At 70.0% G+C, this 18,250-nt stretch carries 17 protein-coding genes; 10 read left to right on the forward strand and 7 right to left on the reverse strand.

Annotated features, from left to right (window positions below):
- The first annotated feature begins 11 nt into the window (after positions 1-11).
- Positions 12-1,961, forward strand: a complete 1,950-nt coding sequence (locus tag H4281_RS02840) for an AMP-binding protein (protein ID WP_182889274.1) — start codon at positions 12-14, stop codon at positions 1,959-1,961.
- The gene (locus H4281_RS02845) at positions 1,958-3,118 is read left to right on the forward strand and encodes an acyl-CoA dehydrogenase family protein (RefSeq protein WP_182889275.1); all 1,161 of its coding nucleotides are present in this window, start codon (positions 1,958-1,960) and stop codon (positions 3,116-3,118) included. Before H4281_RS02840 ends, H4281_RS02845 begins: the two co-directional genes overlap by 4 nt.
- A gap of 132 nt (positions 3,119-3,250) precedes the next feature.
- On the opposite strand, the gene H4281_RS02850 is transcribed toward H4281_RS02845, so the two are convergent.
- On the reverse strand, positions 3,251-4,591 hold the full coding sequence (locus H4281_RS02850) for an MFS transporter (protein WP_182889276.1): 1,341 nt from the start codon (positions 4,589-4,591) through the stop codon (positions 3,251-3,253).
- Between the two features lie 338 nt (positions 4,592-4,929).
- Here H4281_RS02850 and H4281_RS02855 point away from each other — a divergent pair, with 338 nt between their 5' ends.
- The 4 genes from H4281_RS02855 to H4281_RS46745 all read left to right on the forward strand — a co-directional run bounded on the left by H4281_RS02855 (position 4,930) and on the right by H4281_RS46745 (position 7,942).
- Positions 4,930-5,874 carry an alpha/beta hydrolase gene (locus H4281_RS02855; RefSeq protein WP_182889277.1) on the forward strand — a complete coding sequence of 315 codons (945 nt, stop codon included), beginning with the start codon at positions 4,930-4,932 and terminating at the stop codon, positions 5,872-5,874.
- 142 nt (positions 5,875-6,016) lie between these two features.
- The gene (locus H4281_RS02860; protein ID WP_182889278.1) at positions 6,017-6,880 is read left to right on the forward strand and encodes a helix-turn-helix transcriptional regulator; all 864 of its coding nucleotides are present in this window, start codon (positions 6,017-6,019) and stop codon (positions 6,878-6,880) included.
- Between the two features lie 124 nt (positions 6,881-7,004).
- Positions 7,005-7,457, forward strand: a complete 453-nt coding sequence (locus H4281_RS02865) for a nuclear transport factor 2 family protein (RefSeq protein WP_182889279.1) — start codon at positions 7,005-7,007, stop codon at positions 7,455-7,457.
- The gene (locus tag H4281_RS46745; protein ID WP_376771807.1) at positions 7,385-7,942 is read left to right on the forward strand and encodes an aldehyde dehydrogenase family protein; all 558 of its coding nucleotides are present in this window, start codon (positions 7,385-7,387) and stop codon (positions 7,940-7,942) included. The genes H4281_RS02865 and H4281_RS46745 overlap by 73 nt, the downstream gene beginning before the upstream one ends.
- Positions 7,943-8,001: 59 nt before the next feature.
- Here H4281_RS46745 and H4281_RS02875 read toward each other — a convergent pair whose 3' ends face one another.
- On the reverse strand, positions 8,002-9,393 hold the full coding sequence (locus H4281_RS02875) for a KamA family radical SAM protein (RefSeq protein ID WP_182889281.1): 1,392 nt from the start codon (positions 9,391-9,393) through the stop codon (positions 8,002-8,004).
- A gap of 121 nt (positions 9,394-9,514) precedes the next feature.
- Here H4281_RS02875 and H4281_RS02880 point away from each other — a divergent pair, with 121 nt between their 5' ends.
- From H4281_RS02880 to H4281_RS02890, 3 genes are read left to right on the forward strand one after another with little or no spacing between them, the layout of a single operon-like run.
- Positions 9,515-11,116: an amidohydrolase gene (locus tag H4281_RS02880; protein WP_182889282.1), complete on the forward strand. Its 1,602-nt coding sequence runs from the start codon at positions 9,515-9,517 to the stop codon at positions 11,114-11,116.
- Positions 11,117-11,126: 10 nt separating this feature from the next.
- Entirely contained in the window at positions 11,127-12,752 is a 1,626-nt protein-coding gene (lnt, locus tag H4281_RS02885; RefSeq protein ID WP_182889283.1) for an apolipoprotein N-acyltransferase, read from the forward strand.
- A 23-nt stretch (positions 12,753-12,775) separates the two neighbouring features.
- The gene (locus H4281_RS02890; RefSeq protein WP_037806192.1) at positions 12,776-13,543 is read left to right on the forward strand and encodes a polyprenol monophosphomannose synthase; all 768 of its coding nucleotides are present in this window, start codon (positions 12,776-12,778) and stop codon (positions 13,541-13,543) included.
- Positions 13,544-13,546: 3 nt separating this feature from the next.
- On the opposite strand, the gene H4281_RS02895 is transcribed toward H4281_RS02890, so the two are convergent.
- From H4281_RS02895 to H4281_RS02905, 3 genes are all read right to left on the reverse strand, one after another.
- Entirely contained in the window at positions 13,547-14,629 is a 1,083-nt protein-coding gene (locus H4281_RS02895; RefSeq protein ID WP_182889284.1) for an SRPBCC domain-containing protein, read from the reverse strand.
- Positions 14,626-14,970 (reverse strand): ArsR/SmtB family transcription factor, encoded by a 345-nt coding sequence (locus H4281_RS02900; RefSeq protein WP_182889285.1) that lies wholly within the window; start codon positions 14,968-14,970, stop codon positions 14,626-14,628. The genes H4281_RS02895 and H4281_RS02900 overlap by 4 nt, the downstream gene beginning before the upstream one ends.
- Before the next feature lie 79 nt (positions 14,971-15,049).
- The gene (locus tag H4281_RS02905; RefSeq protein WP_182889286.1) at positions 15,050-15,526 is read right to left on the reverse strand and encodes a winged helix-turn-helix transcriptional regulator; all 477 of its coding nucleotides are present in this window, start codon (positions 15,524-15,526) and stop codon (positions 15,050-15,052) included.
- 49 nt (positions 15,527-15,575) lie between these two features.
- Here H4281_RS02905 and H4281_RS02910 point away from each other — a divergent pair, with 49 nt between their 5' ends.
- On the forward strand, positions 15,576-16,775 hold the full coding sequence (locus tag H4281_RS02910; protein WP_182889287.1) for an MFS transporter: 1,200 nt from the start codon (positions 15,576-15,578) through the stop codon (positions 16,773-16,775).
- A gap of 137 nt (positions 16,776-16,912) precedes the next feature.
- On the opposite strand, the gene H4281_RS02915 is transcribed toward H4281_RS02910, so the two are convergent.
- On the reverse strand, positions 16,913-17,260 hold the full coding sequence (locus tag H4281_RS02915; RefSeq protein WP_009078445.1) for an RNA polymerase-binding protein RbpA: 348 nt from the start codon (positions 17,258-17,260) through the stop codon (positions 16,913-16,915).
- A gap of 226 nt (positions 17,261-17,486) precedes the next feature.
- Positions 17,487-18,248: a thymidine kinase gene (locus H4281_RS02920; protein ID WP_182889288.1), complete on the reverse strand. Its 762-nt coding sequence runs from the start codon at positions 18,246-18,248 to the stop codon at positions 17,487-17,489.
- Between the last annotated feature and the right edge of the window lie 2 nt (positions 18,249-18,250).

Here is an 18,250-nt window from a genome sequence, read left to right on the forward strand (position 1 = left end):
AGGGGCCGGACATGGCTCAGGACGAGACGGGCTTCGCCTGGCTCCCGCCCGGGCAGGTGCGGGACCGCAGCCGCTATCTCGCCGCGCTGCGGAGGTGGGGCCTGCCCGCGGACGCGGAGGGTGTGGCCGAGGCGAACCGGCGGGCGATCGCTGACCCGGAGTGGTTCTGGCGCGCGGTAGTCGAAGACTTGGACATCGCCTTCGCGGAGCCGTTCGAGCGGGTGCTCGACGAGTCCGAGGGGAAGCCGTTCCCTCGCTGGTTCCGCGGGGGCCGGGTCAACGTCGCCGAGCTGTGCGCGCACCGGCACGCCCGCGGCGAGCTCGCGGGCAAGACCGCAGTGGTCTACGAGGGAGATTCGGGGCAGCGGCGCACGCTGACCTTCGGCGAACTGGACGAGCAGGTGCGCCGGTTCGCGGCCAACCTGGCCGCGCTCGGCGTTTCCCGGGGCGATCGGGTCGTGCTCTATATGCCAGTGGTGCCCGAGGCCGTCGTGGCGTTCCTCGCGATCGCCATGCTCGGTGCCATCGCGGTGCCGACGTTCAGCGGCTACGCGGCGGACGCCCTCGCCACCCGGCTGCAGGATTCCGAAGCGGTCGCGCTGGTCACCGCGGACGGGACGACGCGGCGCGGCAAGGAAGTCCCGCTGAAGGCGACCGCGGACGCGGCACTGGCGGACGCGCCGTCGGTGCGCACGGTCGTGGTGGTCCGCCATCTCGGCACGGACGTGCCGATGACGGACGGCCGTGACCGGTACTACGACGAATTGGACCAGTCGCCCGCGCCGGTCGAGACGGCCGCGACCGAGGCGAACGACCCGCTCACTGTCGTCTACACGTCGGGCACGACTGGCCGGCCGAAGGGGATCGTGCATTCCCACGGCGGGTTCGCGGTGAAGACCGCCGTCGATTTCGCCTACGGCTTCGACGTGCACGCCGACGACGTCGTCTGCTGGATCACCGATCTCGGCTGGCTGGTCGGGCCGATGCTGATGACCGGTCCGCTGCAGCTCGGCGCCACCATCGTGATGATCGAGGGGCTCCCGACGCATCCCACGCCGGACCGGATGTGGGAGGTGGCCGAGCGCAACGGCGTCACCGTGCAGGGAATCGCGCCCACCGCGGCACGCGCGCTGCGGGCGGCACAAGAGAAGCCGGGCCACGAGCTGGCCACCCTGCGCTCGTTCGTCTCCACCGGGGAAGCGTGGGACGAGCCGACCTGGTGGTGGCTGTTCGACCAGGTGGGAAAGCGCCGGGTGCCGATCGTGAACTACAGCGGCGGCACCGAGGTCGGCGGCGGGCTGCTGATCGGCTACCCGTTCCTGCGCGCTGAGGCGGCCGCGTTCACCGGCCCGCTGCCCGGAGTGGACGCGGCGGTACTCGACGACGAAGGCCGGCCGCTCGTCGGCGCGATCGGCGAATTGGCCGTGCGCAACACCTTCCCGGGGATGACGCACGCGTTCTGGCACGACCGCGAGCGCTACCTCGACACGTATTGGGCCCGGTTCCCCGGCGTCTGGGTGCACGGCGATCTGTGCAGTGTGGACAGTGCCGGGCAGTGGCGGATCCACGGCCGCTCCGACGACACGCTCAAACTGGCCGGCCGCCGGGTCGGCCCGGCGGAGATCGAGGCGGCCCTGCTGCGGGACAAGCGAATCGCCGAGGTCGCCGTGATCGGCGCGCCGGACGAATTGCGCGGCCAGCGAGCAGTGGCGTTCGCGGTGCTGCGCGCCGGCGGCGCGGAACCCGCCGACCTGCACGAGGTCGCGCTGGAGAACGCGGGAAAGTCGTTCGCCCCGCAGGTGTACGTCGTGCCGACGCTGCCGAAAACCAAGAACGGCAAGATCATGCGGCGCGCCATCCGGGCGCGGTTCGTCGGGGCCCCGGTCGGCGACCTGTCCTCGCTGGACCCGGCCACGCCGCTGGAAGACATCCCGGTACTCGCGGAGGAGAACGCGCAATGACCGATCCGGAAAGCAATGTCGAGATCGTCCGGAAGGCGACGCGGGAGCTGGCCCGCAAGTTCGACCACGACTACTGGCTGGACAAGGACCGCAACCACGAATACCCGTGGGAGTTCGTGAAGGCGTTCGCCGCGGGCGGCTGGCTGGGCGCGATGATCCCGGAGGAATACGGCGGCATCGGCCTCGGCCTGGAAGAGGCCGCGGTGATGATGGGCGAGATCTCCGCGTCGGGCGCCGGGATGGCAGGCGGTTCGGCGATCCACTTCTACGTGTTCCCGCCCGCGCCGATCGTGAAGTACGGCTCGGAGGAGATGAAGCGCGAATACCTGCCGAAGCTGGCGGCGGGGGAACTGCTGATGGCGTTCGGGGTGACCGAACCGGACGCCGGGGTGGACACGTCGCGGATCAAGACCAAGGCGGCCAAGGTCGAGGGCGGCTGGAAGGTCAACGGCAAGAAGGTCTTCATCACCAACGCGCAGAACGCGCAGAAGATCCTGCTGCTGGCCCGCACCTCGCCGCGTCGGGAGGACAAGCCGCTGTACGGCATGTCGCTGTTCCTGGCGGACCTGGACCGCGACGCGATCACGGTGCGGGAGATCGAGAAGCTGGGCCGCGCGGCGATCGACACGAACGAACTGTTCATCGACGACCTGTTCGTGCCCGAGGACCGGCTGGTCGGCGAGGTGGACAAGGGGTTCTACTACCTGCTGGACGGGCTGAACCCGGAACGCATCGTGGTCGGCATGGAAGGCATCGGCCTCGGCCGGGCCGCGCTGGACATCGCCACCGAGTACGCCAAGAACCGGGTGGTCTTCGACCGGCCGATCGGCCAGAACCAGGCCGTGGCGCATCCGCTGGCGGACTCGTGGATCCGGCTGGAAGCCGCGGAGGGCATGGTCATGCGGGCGGCGCGGTTGTTCGACGAGGGCAAACCATGCGGTCCGGAAGCCGCGGCGGCGAAGTATCTGGGCGCTGAGGGCGGTTTCGAGGCGTGCGACCGGGCGTTCTCGACGCTCGGCGGGTACGCGTACGCGAAGGAGTACCACGTCGAGCGGTTGTGGCGCGAGGTTCGGTTGCTGCGCAACGCGCCGTTCTCGCAGGAGATGGTGCGGAACTACGTCTCGCAGCAGGTCTTGGGGCTGCCGCGCTCGTACTGAGGCCAGCGAAGAACGGGCGGGCTCCCGGCGGATTGCCGGGAGCCCGCCCGTTTTCGCGTTGTGCGAGCAAGTGCATAGCAAACTGGCCGGGAGCCTGCCCTGCGGCAGACTCCCGGCCAGCGGCCCGGCGATTCACCCGGCGACGAGTTCTCCCCGGTCCATTTCGTAGTGGCGGGTCTCCTTGAGCCCCATCGTGCAGACGGCGCTGATCAACGCCAGCACCGCGAGGAACCCGCCCAACGCGAGCGATCCGGCCGCTCCGATGATCGGGGCGGCCACCAGCGGCGGGACGGCGCCGCCCAGGATGCCGGCGACGTTGTAGCAGAACCCGGCTGCGGTGTAGCGGTAGCGGGTGATGAACAGCTCCGGCATGAACGCGCTGACCGGCCCGAAGACGAGCCCGGCGAAGACCAGCGTCAGGCAGACTCCCGCGCCGTAGGAGAAGGCGGTGCCGATGTCCAGCACCGGGAACAGGGCGAGCGCCCAGGCCACGGAGACGAAGGTGGAGACGAGGATGACCCGGCGCCGGCCGAACCGGTCGGACAGCACCGCGCCGAGGATCATCGAGATGCACCACACGACGCCCGCGAGCACGCCGATCGAAAGCACGGTGGTCTTGGCCAGATGCAGGTGGGCGGTCCCGTAGGAGGCGAGGAAGCTGCCGCTGAGGTAGAAGAAGGCGAACACCATGACCAGCACTCCGGAGCCGAACAGCATCTGGCGCGGCTGCTTGCGGAACGCTTCGGCGAGCGGTGCGGACGCGGTTCCGGACCGGACGGCCTCGCGGCGGAACACCGGGGACTCCTCGATCTTCAACCGCACGACGAGGCCGACGCCGATCAGCACCACGCTGGCCACGAACGGAATGCGCCAGCCGTAGCTGATGAAGTCCTCGTTGCTCATAGTGAGCCCGGCGATCAGGAACGTCAGGTTGGCCAGCACGACCGCGATCGCGCCGCCGAGCGAGCCGAACATCGAGTAGAACCCGCGCTTGCCCTTGGGCGCGCTTTCCGCCGCGAGCAGGGTCGCGCCCGCCCATTCGCCGCCGACGGCGAGGCCTTGCAGGATGCGCAGCAGCAGCAGCAGCAGGGGAGCGGCCACGCCGATCTGGGCGGCGGTCGGCATGAGTCCGATCAGGACGGTCGAGAGTCCCATCAGGAACAGCGTGGTGATCAGGGTCTTCTTGCGGCCGACCCGGTCGCCGAAGTGCCCGAACAGGATCGCGCCGAGCGGCCGCCCGAGAAAGGCGACGCCTTGGGTCGCGAATGCGGCTACGGTGCCCGCGGCCGGTCCGAGGGCGGGGAAGAACACGTGCGGGAACACCAGCGCGGAGGCGGTTCCGTAGATCAGGAAGTCGTAGTACTCGATCACGGTTCCGGTGGCGCTGGCGATCGCGATGCGCCGCATGTCCTTCTTCGACGGCGCGGTGGTGCCGGGCGGCTGGACGCCGACGGTCTGCTGAGGCTGGTCCATAGCTCTTCCTTGAGGGGGCCGAGTGTCAGTCAGAAGTAAAATATAAAATGCAGAGTCACACTGTCCGTGCCGGAGGCGCGGGTGTCAACCGGCGGGTCGCCGGCGGGCGGGATTCGGGCGGGAAGCGTTACCTCGGGAGTTTTTCGCGACTTTCGCGGCGGTGCGGAAAAGTCTGCCCGGCCGCCCGCGAACGCGCGCTCCCGTCAGCGTCTCGGCGTCGCGGGGTATCCAGGGATAAATCCTTCCTAGGAAAGAACCCGAACTGGTACCGGTGCCCGCGGAGGCCGAGAGTGGAAGACAGGCCGGGGAAACGCCCCGAGCAAGACAGAGGAGGCAGTATGGCCACCGGCACCGTCGAGCACGTCAAGTTCCGCAACCGCGACATGTACTGGGACATCGCGGCGGATCTGCACTTCCCGCCGGACTTCGACGAGTCCAAGACCTACCCCGCGATCGTCGTGGCGCACCCGATCGGCAGCTGCAAGGAGCAGACCTCGGGCAACGTGTACGCCCCGGCGCTGGCCGAGGCCGGAAACGTGGTCATCGCGTTCGACGCCAGCTTCCAGGGCGCGAGCGGCGGCGAGCCGCGGTTCCTCGAGGACCCCGCGCAGCGCGTCCAGGACTTCAGCCGCGTCGTCGACTACCTGGTGACCCTCCCGTACGTCGATGCCGACCGGATCGGCGTGCTCGGCATCTGCGGAGGCGGCGGGTACACCCTCGCGGCAGCGAAGACCGAGAAGCGTTTCAAGGTCGTGGTGTCCGTGACTGGTGCCAACTTCGGGCGGCTCCAGCGGGAGACGGCGGGCCAGAACGGCGGCGTTCTCCAGGCGCTCGCCGCGATCGGCCAGCAGCGCACCGCGGAGGCGCGCGGCGAGCAGAGCGCGGTCAACGGTTTCCTGCCCGAGACGGCCGAAGGCGCGAAGCAGACCGGCGACATCGACATCATCGAGGCCTTCGAGTACTACCGCACCGATCGCGGCCAGGCGGACAACGGCTGTGTCCTGTTCGAGGCCGCGCACGGCTCGGCGGTGCTGGGCTGGGACGCGTTCTACCTGGCCGAGGAACTGCTCGACCAGCCGCTGCTGATCGTGATCGGCGACAAGGACAAGCAGGGCGCGTTCGGCGCGTACCGCGACGGCCACGAGATCTACGAGAAGGCCGCGTCCACCGACAAGCAGCTCCTCGAGATCGACAGCGCGTCGCACTACGACCTGTACGACCGGCCGAACGGAGCGGGCGAGGCGTTGAAGACGATCGTCCCCTTCTTCACCGAGAAGCTCTGATCCTCCGGGCGACTGGCGATTGCTGCACGGCCGAGCACGATTCGCTCGACCGTGCAGCGATCAGGCGTCCGCGAGGACGGAAGAGCCAACCCGGGAAAGTCTTCCCCGGATACGCGACAGCGAGGGCCGTAAGATGGCGAGCATGGTCGAGGCGACGACGGAACTGCGCGAGCTGGGACAGTTCTTCCAGCACCGCCGCGCCGAACTGCAGCCGCACCAGGTCGGCCTCGACGCCCCGGCCGCCGAACGCCGTCGTGTCCCCGGGCTGCGCCGCGAAGAAGTGGCGCAGCTGGTTTCGATCAGCACGGACTACTACACGCGGATCGAGCAGGGCCGCCTCGCCCCGTCCGAACCAGTGCTGGCCGCGCTGGAACGCACCCTGCGACTGGACGACGAGCAGCGCGACTACGTCCGCACTCTGCTGACCCGCACCGACGGTGCATCGGCACCGCGCGAACCGGCGAGGCGCCGCCGGGCGATCCGCCCGCAGCTGGAGCGGCTGCTGGGGCAGCTGGACCGGGTGCCGGCGCTGGTGTTCAGCCGGTATCTGGACATCCTGGCCTGGAACGACCTCGCCGCGGCGCTGCTGCTCGATTTCGCCCAGATCCCCGAGCGGGACCGCAACTACATCCGCCTGGTCTTCACGAACCCGGAGATGCGGGCGCGGTACCCGGAGTGGGAGCAGGTCGCGCGCACGTGCGTCGCGGTGCTGCGGATGAACGCGGCGGGCACCCCGACCGATCCGGCGTTGTCGCGGCTGGTCGGCGATCTGTCCCTGACGAGCCCGGATTTCGGCCGCTGGTGGGCCGAACGGCGGGTGGCGCACCAGAATTTCGGCACGAAGACGGTCGCGCATCCGGAGGTGGGGGAGATGTCGCTGGACTGGGACAGCTTCCAGCAGGCCGGGAACGTCGAGCAGCAGCTGGTGATCTGGTCGGCCGAACCCGGTTCGGAGTCCGCGGAACGGCTGGACCGGCTGCGGGAAACGGTCGAGCGGAACGGCTGAGGGCTACCGGAGCTTCGGATTTCCCGAAACGCCGCTTCGGGAAAGGGAAATTGACCTGCTTCGCCGACCCCGCTTACCGTCGCGGTCTGTCTTCGACGGAAGGACAGCGACGGAAGGAATTCCCTTGACCGGCGAAGCACGCACCCGCGAAGAACGTATCCAGTGGGCGATCGACGTCGAAGAGATCAAGGCGGTGCTGGCCAAGTACTGCCACGGGATCGACAAACAGGACGAAGAAACGTTCCTGAGCATCTGGGCCGAGGACGCGGACTACGTGCTGCCGCGCGGCGAGGGCCACGGCATCGACGGTGTCCGCGCGCTGGTGCGGAAGGTGTGGGAGCAGGTGCCTCGCTGTCACCATCACATCACCAACGCGGTGATCGAAGTGGACGGCGACACCGCGGCGGCGAAAACCGACGTGTTCTACTTCCGGCTGACCGACGACGGCGTCGCCCAGTTGCTGTCGGGCGGGTACGAGCTGGAGTTCGTGCGCCGCGACGGCGAATGGAAGACGCGCCGGATGGAGTTCAGCCCGTTCGTCTCGACCAGTCCGGTGTTCGCCGGGAACCCGGCCTAGCTGTCCCGGTCAGAGCTTCGGCGGAGAGAACACCGGCGACAGCGCCGCGGCCCGCGCTCCGCCCGCGGCGCTGTCGCCGCGGTGCCTGGCCCGGACAGCGCGTTGTCGCACCGACAGCGGACGCTGCCGCCGCGGCGGCAGCGGAAGTGTTCGACTGCCCGTGGCCGCGGCTCCCGGTCGCCCGACGAATCGAGGTGTGCCAACGGTTCTGCGATCTGATCGAGGAACGATCCGATGAGATCGGTCTCGTGTGGGCGGCCGAGGCGGGCATCCCGGTCCGCTGGATCCGGACCCTGCACCGGTTCGCGGCGAAAGCCGCGTGGCGCACCGCGAGGGCATCCCGGAGGTCAGCGCCGGCGGCAGGCGACGGCGCGGCGCTTTGGCGGTGCCTGGCCGGCGGTACTTCCGCTGACCAGGCACCACTTCGAGGTCTTCTTCCCGGGCGCGGTTCGCCTGCGGCAGGGCGCGGATCCCGTGAGCTTTAGCCGCGGCTTGCCGGTCTGTCGCCCAGTACGGGGCAAGTGTTCGGGATCAGCGCTCGGCGTTAGTTGGCTTTCCGGTCAGCCCACCACTTCTGCCCGGCCTCGGGCAGCGTCTGGATCGGGTCGTAGTACGGGTACTTCCGCTGCAACGCCTCCGGGTCCTCGTGCTCGATCCCGGTCCGGTAGTTCTTGGTCCAGTAGGAAATCCCCAGATCACGGTCGTACTCGGCGAGCTGGTGCACCCACCGCTTCCCGACGTAAGGAACGTCGCACACGATCCGCGGCGTCGCGTATCCGGGCAGATATCCCATGATCGAATGCTGCAATTCCTGCGCTTCATGCACAGAAACCCGCCAGTGCTCAGCATTGGGAATCATGTCGCACATATAGAAATAGTAGGGCAGGATATTGGCCTCGCCCTGCAATGCGAAGCAGAGATCCAAAAGCGCCGCCGGAGTGGCGTTGACCCCGCGCATCAGCACGCCCTGATTCCGCACATCCCGCACTCCGACCTGCAATGCCGTCCGCGCGGCCTCCGCCACCAGCGGCGTCACCGACTGCGCGTGGTTCACGTGCGTGTGAATGGCCAGGTTCACCCCGCGTGCCTGCGCCGTCAGAGCGACCCGCTGCAAGCCTTCGGTCACCTTCGGCTGGAGCCAGTGCTGCGGGAGCGCCGCGAGGGCCTTCGTGGCGAGGCGGATGTCGCGGACGGTCTCGATGTCCATCAGGCGCATCAGGAAGGACTCCAGCTGCGGCCACGGCACGTTCGCCACGTCGCCGCCGGAGACGACCACGTCGCGGACTCCGGGGGTGCGCTTCAGGTAGTCGATCATGGCGTCCTGGCGGTCCACCGGCTTGAGCGCGAGCTTGTGCTTCTCGACCTGTTCGGTCGAGTTGCCGACGAGGTCCATCCGGGTGCAGTGCCCGCAGTACTGCGGGCAGGTCGAGATCATCTCGGCCAGCACCTTCGTCGGGTAGCGGTGGGTGAGCCCCTCGACCACCCACATCTCGGCCTCGTGCAGCGAGTCGCGTTCGGCGTGCGGGTGGCTGGGCCACACCGGGTGCCGGTCGCTGCGCACGGGAAGCATGTAGCGGCGGATCGGGTCGGCGTAGAACGCCTCGGTCACCTTCGCCGGGTCGGTGCCCGCGTGCGGGGCCATCGTGTTGATCATCTGCGGCGGCAGCAGCATCGACATCGTGGCCATCTCGCGCTGGTCGGCGACCAGGTCCTCGTAGAACCGGTCCTCCAGCAGGTCGCCCATGAGGGCGCGCAGCTGTTTGACGTTGCGCACGCAGTGCACGCGCTGCCACTGGGCGTCCCGCCACTCTGCTTCGGTCACGTCGTGCCAGCCGGGGAAGCGGCGCCAGTCGGGTTCGGCCAACTCGGCGCGGACGTACTCGTATGGCTGGTCGAAGGCGGCGGCAGTCGGCACAGGTTCCTGGATCGCAGTCATCTGTACTCCTAGTCGTCGGGAACGCGTGAAAATATCCTGCCATAACGTTAGTCGACCGTAAATCTTTCTGCACGATGACCCGGTCTGCCCTGCTCGGAGGACCAGGCGGGAGACTCGGGGAGTGAACGACAGCACCACGCTCCTGCTCGGCGGCCGCGTCTACACCCCGTCCTCGCCCGACGCGACCGCGATGGCGGTTTCCGGCGGCACCGTGGTGTGGGTCGGCCAGGACGCCCCGGCCCGCGCGCTGCATCCGGACGCCGAGGTCGTCGACCTGGGCGGGGCGTTCGTCGCACCGGCGTTCGTGGACGCGCACGTGCACGCCACCTCGACCGGCCTGCACCTGACCGGACTCGATCTGACCGCCGTCCGCAGCTCCGCCGAACTGCTCGCCGCGGTGCGCGGCGCTGTCGTTCCCGGGCAGGTCCTGCTCGCGCACGGCTGGGACGAGTCGTCCTGGACCGAGCAGCGGCTGCCGAGCCGCGCCGAGCTGGACGCCGCCGCCGGGGACACTCCCGTCTACCTGAGCCGCGTAGACGTCCACTCCGCCCTGGTGTCGAGCGCGCTCGTCAAAATCGCGCCCGGCGTCGAGTCGGCCGCAGGATGGTCCGCGGACGGCCCGCTCACCCGCGCCGCCCACCACCTCGTCCGCGGCGCGGCCCGGGACGCGGTCACCCGGACGCAGCGCCGGGCAGCCCAGCGCGCCTTCCTCGCCACGGCCGCCGCGCGCGGGATCGTGTCGGTGCACGAATGCGCGGGCCCGGACATCTCCGGCGAGGAAGACTTCGCCGACCTCCTCGCGCTCGCCGACCCGACACTGCCCGAGGTCGTCGGCTACTGGGGCCAGCTGGACGGCCTCGACACCGCCCGCCGTCTCGGCGCGCACGGCGTCGCCGGAGACCTTTTCGTGGACGGGGCCCTCGGCTCCCGCACCGCCGCGCTCAGCGCGCCGTACTCCGACGAGCCCGGCACCTCCGGTTCCCTCTACGCCAACGCCGCAGTCATCGCCGACCATCTCGTGGCCTGCACCGAAGCCGGGCTGCAGGCGGGATTCCACGTCATCGGCGACGCCGCCGCCGGCGAGGTGATCGAGGGCTTCCGGCTGGCTGAGAAGCAGGTCGGACAGCGTCCCCTCGCCGCGCGGCACCACCGGCTGGAGCACCTGGAGATGGTCACTCAGGACCAGGCGCGCGCCCTCGCCGGATGGGGCGTCGTCGCATCCGTGCAGCCGCTGTTCGACGAAGCCTGGGGCGGCGGCTCCGGCATGTACTCCGAACGGCTCGGCGACCGGGCGGCAGCGCTGAACCCCTTCGCGCAGCTCGCCGCCGAGGGGGTCGTGCTCGCCTTCGGCAGCGACGCCCCGGTGTGCGCGGTCGACCCGTGGGCGGCGGTCCGCGCGGCCGTGCACCACCACACACCCGAAGCGCGGCTTTCCGCCCGTGCCGCGTTCACCGCGCACACGCGCGCCGGACACCGCGCGGCGGGCGTCAACGACGGCGTGACCGGCAGTCTCGTCCCCGGCGCGCCCGCGCACTACGCGATCTGGGACGCGGCCGACCTCGTCGTCGCCACAGCGGACAGCCGCGTGCAGCGCTGGTCCACCGACCCGCGTTCGGGCGTGCCGCCGCTGCCGAGGCTGGAGCCGGGCACGCCGCTGCCGCGCTGCCTGCGCACGGTCCGCGGCGGCACGGTCATCTACGACGAGTTCACACCGGCCGCTTAGAGTTCCGGGTGTGGCAGTGAGCGTGGCGGACGCCGATTCGGGCGTTTCGCACAAGACCAAGCGAAAGCGGGCGTGGAAGCCGTGGCTCGCGCGCGTCCTGGCGACGGCGGCGACGGGCTACGGCTACTACCTCAGCTTCGCGCCGCGCCCGCTGTGGTGGCTGGCCCCGATCGCGTTCGCCGCGTTCGCGCTGCTCCTTCGCGGGCGGTCGTTCCGCGGCGCGTTCGGGTACGGCTTCGTGTTCGGCATGGCGTTCTTCGTGCCGCTGCTGGTGTGGCTGCAGGACTTCCTCGGCCGCGACTTCGGGCCCTTGCCGTGGCTGGCGCTGTCGTTCGCGCTGTCGCTCTACTTCGGACTCGCCGGATGGCTGATCCGGGTCGTGGCGCGGCTGCCGCTGGCGCCGCTCTGGGGCGCGCTGGTGTTCATCGCGCTGGAGACGCCGCGCACGTGGTTCCCGTTCGGCGGGTTCCCGTGGGGCCGGGTCGCGTTCAGCCAGCCCGAGGGCGCGTTCCTGTCGCTCGCGTCGGTCGGCGGCGCGCCGCTGGTCGGTTTCGCCGTCGTGCTCACCGGTTTCGGCCTAGCCGCGGTCGTCGCCCGGCTCTGGCGCACGCGCAAAGCCTGGGACCGCGCGCTGGTCTGGCCTGCCGTGCTCACCGTGCTTCCCGCCGCGGCCGGGCTCGCGATGTGGCCGACGATCGGCGCCGAGGCGCAGAACGGTTCGCTCACCGTCGGCTCCGTGCAGGGCAACGCTCCGGACATCGGCCTCGCTTTGCAGGGACAACGCGGCGTGCTGCGCGCGAACGCCCTCGCCGAAAGCGCCCGGCTGCTGCAGAAGGTCCAATCAGGACAGGCGCCGAAGCCGGATCTGCTGCTGTGGCCGGAAACCTCGACCCCGCTCGACGGCGACGACCCGGGCGTCGACCAGATGGTGTCGGCTTTCGGGGCCCCGGCGATCATCGGCGCGCTCGTGCGCACCCCGGACGGGGCGGCGGAGAACTCCGCGGTCGTCTGGGATCCGAACACCGGCCCGGGCCAGCGTTACGTCAAGCAGGATCTGGTGCCGTTCGGCGAATACGTGCCCGCGCGCGCCGTCGCGCGGCTGGTGACGCCGTTCATCGACGACACCCGCGACATGCGTCCCGGCGACGGCTCCAACGCGGCGCTGTCGGTCGCGGGGACGAAGATCGGCGTGTTCATCTGCTACGAATCGGCGTTCGACGCTCCCGCTCGCGACGCGGCCAATGCGGGCGGCGAACTGCTCGTCGTGCCGACCAACAACGCGTGGTACGGGCCGGGGGAGATGAGCTACCAGCAGCTGGCGATGGCGCGGCTGCGCGCGGTCGAGCACGGGCGCGCGGTGGTGGTGTCGGCGGTCTCCGGGGTGAGCGCGTTGGTCGCCCCGGACGGGACGATCACCAGCTCCACCGGGCTTTTCACGGCGGATGCCCTGGTCGGGCGCGTGCCGCTGCGCACGCAGACTACGCTGTCGGATCGAATCGGTGCGTGGACGGAGTACGGACTGCTGGCGTTGGCGATCGCGGGTGTCGCCGGCGGGTTCGTGCTCCGTTTTCGCACCCGGCGCAGTACCGGCAAGACAGTGACAACGGGGACCACAGCAGGGGAAGCGGCGGGCTGATCCGCCGGATGCGGAGGACACGGATGGCGCAGGCGCCGCGGGGGGCCGAAACGATCGAACCGGTGCTGGTGGTGATCCCGACCTACAACGAGCGGGACAACCTCGGCCCGGTGCTGGACCGGCTCCACAAGGCACTCCCGGACGTCGACGTGCTCGTCGTCGACGACGGCAGCCCGGACGGCACCGGCGAACTGGCCGACGAGCGCGCGGCCGCCGACAAGCGGGTGCACGTGCTGCACCGCACCGCGAAGGAAGGCCTCGGCAAGGCCTACATCGCCGGGTTCCATTGGGGGATGGAGCGCGGCTACGCGACGTTCGTGGAGATGGACGCCGACGGTTCGCACGCGCCGGAGGACCTGCCTCGGCTGCTGGACGCGGTCGGCGACGCGGACCTGTCGATCGGGTCGCGGTACGTGCCCGGCGGCAGCACGGTGAACTGGCCGCTGCGCCGGACGCTGCTCTCGCGTGGGGCGAACCTGTACTCGCGGATCGCGCTCGGGATCAAGGTCGCGGACATGACCGCCGGGTTCCGCGCGTACCGCCGTCCGGTGCTGGAGAAGCTGGCGCTGAACGAGGTCGCCTCGCACGGCTACTGCTTCCAGATCGACCTCACGCGCCGCACCGCGGACGCCGGGTTCGACATCGTCGAGGTGCCGATCACCTTCACCGACCGGGAGATCGGCGTGTCGAAGATGAGCGGCGGCATCATGTCCGAGGCGTTCTTCCGGGTCGCGGAGTGGGGCGTGCAGCGCCGCCTGGCCCAGCTGAAGAAGCTGCTGGGCCGAGGCTGATCGCTACTTCAGCACGCGGTAGGTGAGGTGTTCGGCGCCCGGCGTCGACACCGCACCGAGCGCTTCAAGCCGCACCGGTCCGGGATTTCCCCCGGGGAACAACGGGGTTCCGCCGCCGAGGACGATCGGCGCGAGGTGGATCCGGAGCACGTCCGCCAGTCCGGCGTGCAGGACCTGCGACGCGATCGACCCGCCGCCGATCACCATGACGTCCTTGCCGCCGGCTGCCGCGCGAGCCTGGGCGACCGCGTCCCCGAGGCCGCCGGTGGCGAACCGGAACCGTTCGCCCAGCCGGATCTTCTCCGGGCGGGCATGGGTGACGACGAACACCGGCGGTGCGGGGATCCGGTCCTCGCCCTCGCCGTAGCCGTCCTCGTCGGCCCAGCCGTCCGGGCTGTCCACGACGTCGAACATGGCGCGGCCCATGACCACCGCTCCGGTTTCGGTGAACGAGCGGTGCAGGATCTCCGCGTCGCGCGGCGTCGGGTCGGACACCCAGCCGTGCAGCGGTTCGCCGCCGATGCCGAGCCCGCGTCCGGGACCGGCTTCCGGCCCGGTGACGTAGCCGTCCAGCGACATCGAGATGTCCACGACCACGCGGCTCGCTCCCGGCTGCTCCGCGTCGCGCGCGAGTTCGTCGAGCCGGTCCATCGAATCGCGGATCCCGCGTTCCATCCCGCTCGCGACCATCGCGTCGCGGGCCTCGACGCTCGGGAACACCGACCGGGTCCGCAGCCGGGTCCGGCCGTCGACCTCCTCGAAGGTCAGGGTTTCCAGGCTGACCTGGCCGGGCGCGCCCTCGTACTCGAAGGTCTGGACTATCCGCTCGGCGCTGTCCACGGCATGGAAGACGCCGCGGAAGAGATGCTCGCCGCCGTCGGTGTCGACGTGGACGTAGCGGTACGCCCCGCCGGAGTGCGCGTCGAACTCGAGGAGCCGCATTTCGACGTCGCGCGGGCCGAGCCAGCGGGAGATCAGGTCAGGGTCGGTGTAGGCGCGGAAGAGCCGCGCGGGCGTCGTGTCGAAATCGCGGACGATCTCGATGAACGGGCTGCCGGGCTGGGCGGTGATGGTGGTCGGGTTCATCGGTCCTGCTCCTTGGTCTCTTCGAGAAGGCTGTCGAGGCGGCGGAACTCGCGTTCGCGGGTCAGCCGGTAGGTGTCGATCCAGCTGGTCAGCTCTTCGAGAGCGGCGGCGTTGAGGTGGCACGGGCGGCGCTGGCCGTCGCGGCTGCGCGTGATGAGCCCGGCCGCCTCCAGCACCTGGACGTGCCGGGACACGGCTTGCTTCGTCACCGGGAACGGCTCGGCGAGTTCGTTCACCGTGGCTTCCCCGCGCGACAGCCGGGCGACGAGCGCGCGCCGGATCGGGTCGCCCAGCGCGGTGAACGCCCGGTCCAGCCGGTCGTCGACGTTGTCAACGGTCATCTTTATCAACCGATCTCTTTATCAAGCAGTACGTTGACAATAAGCCCGTCGCGTCGCCAGGGCAAGAGCCCGGCGGGTTTCAGATCTTGCGCACCGAGGTCGTCTCGACGTCGGCTGCCGCGCCGTTCGCCGCGACCGGCGTGAGCGGCGGGATCGGCTGCCCGGACTCGTCGACGAGCACGGAGTGGTCTTCGCCGGGGGAGAAGGCGTGCCGCTCGCCCCACTGCCGGAGGGCGACGACGACGGTGAACAGGTCGCGTCCGGCCGGCGTGAGCGAGTAGACCTGCCGTTTGCCCGATTCCGCGGTCCGCCGGTCGAGGACGCCGCGTTCGACGAGGCGGCGCAGCCGGTCGGTGAGGATGTTGCGGGCGATGCCGGTGCGCTGCTGGAAGTCGGTGAACGCCCGCGCGCCGTCCATCGCGTCGCGGACGATCAGCAGGCTCCACCGGTCGCCGACGAGGTCGAGGGTGCGCGCCACCGGGCACGTCGGGTCGGTCCAGGCCGGGGTGTCGCCCACGATCGCGTGCCTCCTCGATGAGTTGCTCTTTGAAACCATTCTGCCGTACGGTGCGATTAGTTGCAATTCGCTACTGATTGGGGGACTCATGGGCCTCGCCACGGGCCGCCGGACGGTGTTCGCCGCGGTGTGTGCGGTCGCCGTCGCGAGCATTTACGCCGCTCAGCCGGTCCTGGCCGAGATCGGCGCGGACCTGGGCGTGCCGGACGCGAGCCTGGGCTGGATCGTCGCCGCCGGGCAACTCGGCTACCTCGCCGGTCTCGCCGCGCTCGTCCCGCTGGGCGACCTCGCCGACCGCCGCAAGCTCATCGCCGCACACCTGCTGCTGACCGCCGTCGGGGCCGGAATCGCCGCAGCCGCAAGCCAAACCTGGCTGCTGCTGACCGGATTGGCGCTCGCGGGCCTGTTCGCGGTGGTCGTGCAGACGACGGTCGCCTACGCCGCCGCACTGTCCACTTCGGAGGAACGCGGACGCACCCTCGGCGCCGTGACCTCCGGGGTGGTCATCGGCATCCTGGGCGCCCGCGTCGCAGCCGGCGCGCTGGCCGGACTGTGGGGGTGGCGCAGCGTCTACGTCGCGCTCGCGGTGCTGCTGGCGGCGCTCGCCGGTCTCGCGCTGAAGACGATGCCGCCGGATCCGCGCCGCGACGGCACGACGTACCGGCAGGTGCTGAGCTCGCTCGGCGGGCTGTTCCGGGAGCCGCTGTTCCTCTCGCGGGGACTCATCGCGTTCTTCCTGTTCGCGTCGTTCGGCGCGTTGTGGAGCGGTCTGTCGCTGCCGCTCGCCGCCGCCCCGTGGAATTTGAGCACCGCGCAGATCGGTCTCTTCGGGCTGGTCGGCTTGGCAGGTGCGCTCGGGGCGGCCCGCGCGGGACGTTGGGCGGACAGGGGACACGCGGGACTCGTCACCGGCGGAGCGCTGGTCCTGCTGGCGGTGTCGTGGCTCGCGGTCGGGCAGCCGTCGCTGTGGCTGCTGGGGCTGGGCGTGCTGGTGCTCGATTTCGCCGTGCAGGCGGTGCATGTCAGCAATCAGCACCTGCTCACCGCAGTGCATCCGGACCGCACCAGCAGCGTCATCGGCGGCTACATGATCTTCTACTCGCTCGGCTCCGCGCTGGGCGCGGCCGCGACGACCACCGCCTTCGCGGCGGCGGGCTGGACCGGCTCCAGCGTCCTGGGCGCTGCATTTGCCGGCTGTGCGTTCGCAGCGTGGGCCGCTGCCCGGCGGTTCACCGCGGAAGCGCGGCCGACGCCCGCGAGGGCTAGCCGAATCGGGTGCGGCAAGTAGGTGGCTCGTGAGTGTTGGCGCCGGTTCTAACCGGCGCCAACACTCACGAGCCACCGCAGGACGCGGAACGGCCCCCGCGGGGGGAGGTCGCGGGGGCCGTTCCTGTTCGGTGGTGGGAGCCAGCTACTGGCCGAGGCTCAAGCGGACCGGCTGGTCCGGCGTCCCTTGAGCTCGGCGAGACGTTCGTTCAGCAGGTCCTCGAGCTCGGGGATGGAGCGGCGCTCCAGCAGCATGTCCCAGTGGGTCCTGGGGGGCTTGACCTTTTTTTGCTCGGGCTGCCCGCCGTCGACGATCTCGGATTCGCTGCCGTGCAGGCGGCACTCCCACACCGTCGGGATCTCGGCGTCGTCGGAGAACGGCACCTCGAACTCGTGGTTCTTGGGGCAGGAGTAGCGCACGGTACGGCGCGGAGCGAGGTCGTGATTGCGGTCGGTCTCGTAGCTGACCGCTCCCAGCCGGCTTCCACGGAGAACACGGTCGGCCATAGTGGGATTCCTTTCAGTCAGCTCCGGGTGGAGCCAGGGTGATGCTCACCCTATGCAACGAACGAGGCATCCGAGGGATTCCCGGCACACCATGTCGCTGCTCACGATGAGCTGCGTCACCCGTGGTCTTCAGCTTCCTCCAGAGGGAGTCGTTTCGCCCTCTGACGTGACGCGGATACCGCCTTCTTAGTGCGGATATCCCCCAGTCGGGCTAGTTAGGTTAGCTCTAGGACAACCGTAACTGACCGTGCTGGGCGGCAGCGGGTCCCAGATCCCCTGAGCGGAAGTGGCGACGGCACAGTACCTGATAACGGACCGTGACCGTTTCGGCATCAGACCGTGCTGAAGCTGAAGGTTCAACTACGGAGTGTTCGGTATCTGCCACCACAACGGTGTCTCCGTCACGGAGAATCACGTCGTCGCGGACCCGCGCGTTGAACCGGCCGGGCAGCCCGCACCAGCAGAGCACCTCGACCTGGACCGGTTGGAGCTCGTCGGCGATCTCGAACAGCCGCCCCGCCCCGGGGAACAGCCTGCTGCGGAAGTCGGTCGCGATGCCGAAGCAGTAGACGTCGATGCCCGCCTCGTCGGCGAGTTCGGCGAGCTGGTCGACCTGGGCGGGGGAGAGGAACTGCGCCTCGTCCACGATCACGTAGTCCACGTGCTGCCCGCGCGCCCACTGCTCGCGCACCAGATCCCGCAGGTCGGTGCCGGTCGCGACCTCCGTCGCCCGCCGCGCGATGCCGATCCGGCTGGTGATCTGCGGCGCGCCGGACCGGTCGTGGCGGACCAGCACGAGACCGCGGCGGCCCTGGCGCGCGTGGTTGTGGTCGATCTGCAGCGCGAGCGTCGACTTCCCGCAGTCCATCGGGCCGTAGCAGAACTTCAGCCGTCCCCGGGCCGGACCGTTGCGCCGGGCCCCGGCGGGCGGGGCCGCGGAAAGCGCGTCGGTGGGGTCGTCGAGCACAACGTCGTCTGCAGCGGTCACGA

The organism is Amycolatopsis dendrobii (genome assembly GCF_014145675.1).
Lineage (GTDB): Bacteria > Actinomycetota > Actinomycetes > Mycobacteriales > Pseudonocardiaceae > Amycolatopsis > Amycolatopsis dendrobii.

Excerpts from the sequence above, each read along its gene's own strand:
- H4281_RS02840 (WP_182889274.1), top strand. The coding sequence starts at position 12 with ATGGCTCAGGACGAGACGGGCTTCGCCTGGCTCCCGCCCGGGCAGGTG.
- H4281_RS02845 (WP_182889275.1), top strand. The coding sequence starts at position 1,958 with ATGACCGATCCGGAAAGCAATGTCGAGATCGTCCGGAAGGCGACGCGG.
- H4281_RS02850 (WP_182889276.1), bottom strand. The coding sequence starts at position 4,591 with ATGGACCAGCCTCAGCAGACCGTCGGCGTCCAGCCGCCCGGCACCACC.
- H4281_RS02855 (WP_182889277.1), top strand. The coding sequence starts at position 4,930 with ATGGCCACCGGCACCGTCGAGCACGTCAAGTTCCGCAACCGCGACATG.
- H4281_RS02860 (WP_182889278.1), top strand. The coding sequence starts at position 6,017 with ATGGTCGAGGCGACGACGGAACTGCGCGAGCTGGGACAGTTCTTCCAG.
- H4281_RS46745 (WP_376771807.1), top strand. The coding sequence starts at position 7,385 with ATGGAAGACGCGCCGGATGGAGTTCAGCCCGTTCGTCTCGACCAGTCC.
- H4281_RS02875 (WP_182889281.1), bottom strand. The coding sequence starts at position 9,393 with ATGACTGCGATCCAGGAACCTGTGCCGACTGCCGCCGCCTTCGACCAG.
- H4281_RS02890 (WP_037806192.1), top strand. The coding sequence starts at position 12,776 with ATGGCGCAGGCGCCGCGGGGGGCCGAAACGATCGAACCGGTGCTGGTG.
- H4281_RS02895 (WP_182889284.1), bottom strand. The coding sequence starts at position 14,629 with ATGAACCCGACCACCATCACCGCCCAGCCCGGCAGCCCGTTCATCGAG.
- H4281_RS02900 (WP_182889285.1), bottom strand. The coding sequence starts at position 14,970 with ATGACCGTTGACAACGTCGACGACCGGCTGGACCGGGCGTTCACCGCG.
- H4281_RS02905 (WP_182889286.1), bottom strand. The coding sequence starts at position 15,526 with ATGGTTTCAAAGAGCAACTCATCGAGGAGGCACGCGATCGTGGGCGAC.
- H4281_RS02910 (WP_182889287.1), top strand. The coding sequence starts at position 15,576 with ATGGGCCTCGCCACGGGCCGCCGGACGGTGTTCGCCGCGGTGTGTGCG.
- H4281_RS02915 (WP_009078445.1), bottom strand. The coding sequence starts at position 17,260 with ATGGCCGACCGTGTTCTCCGTGGAAGCCGGCTGGGAGCGGTCAGCTAC.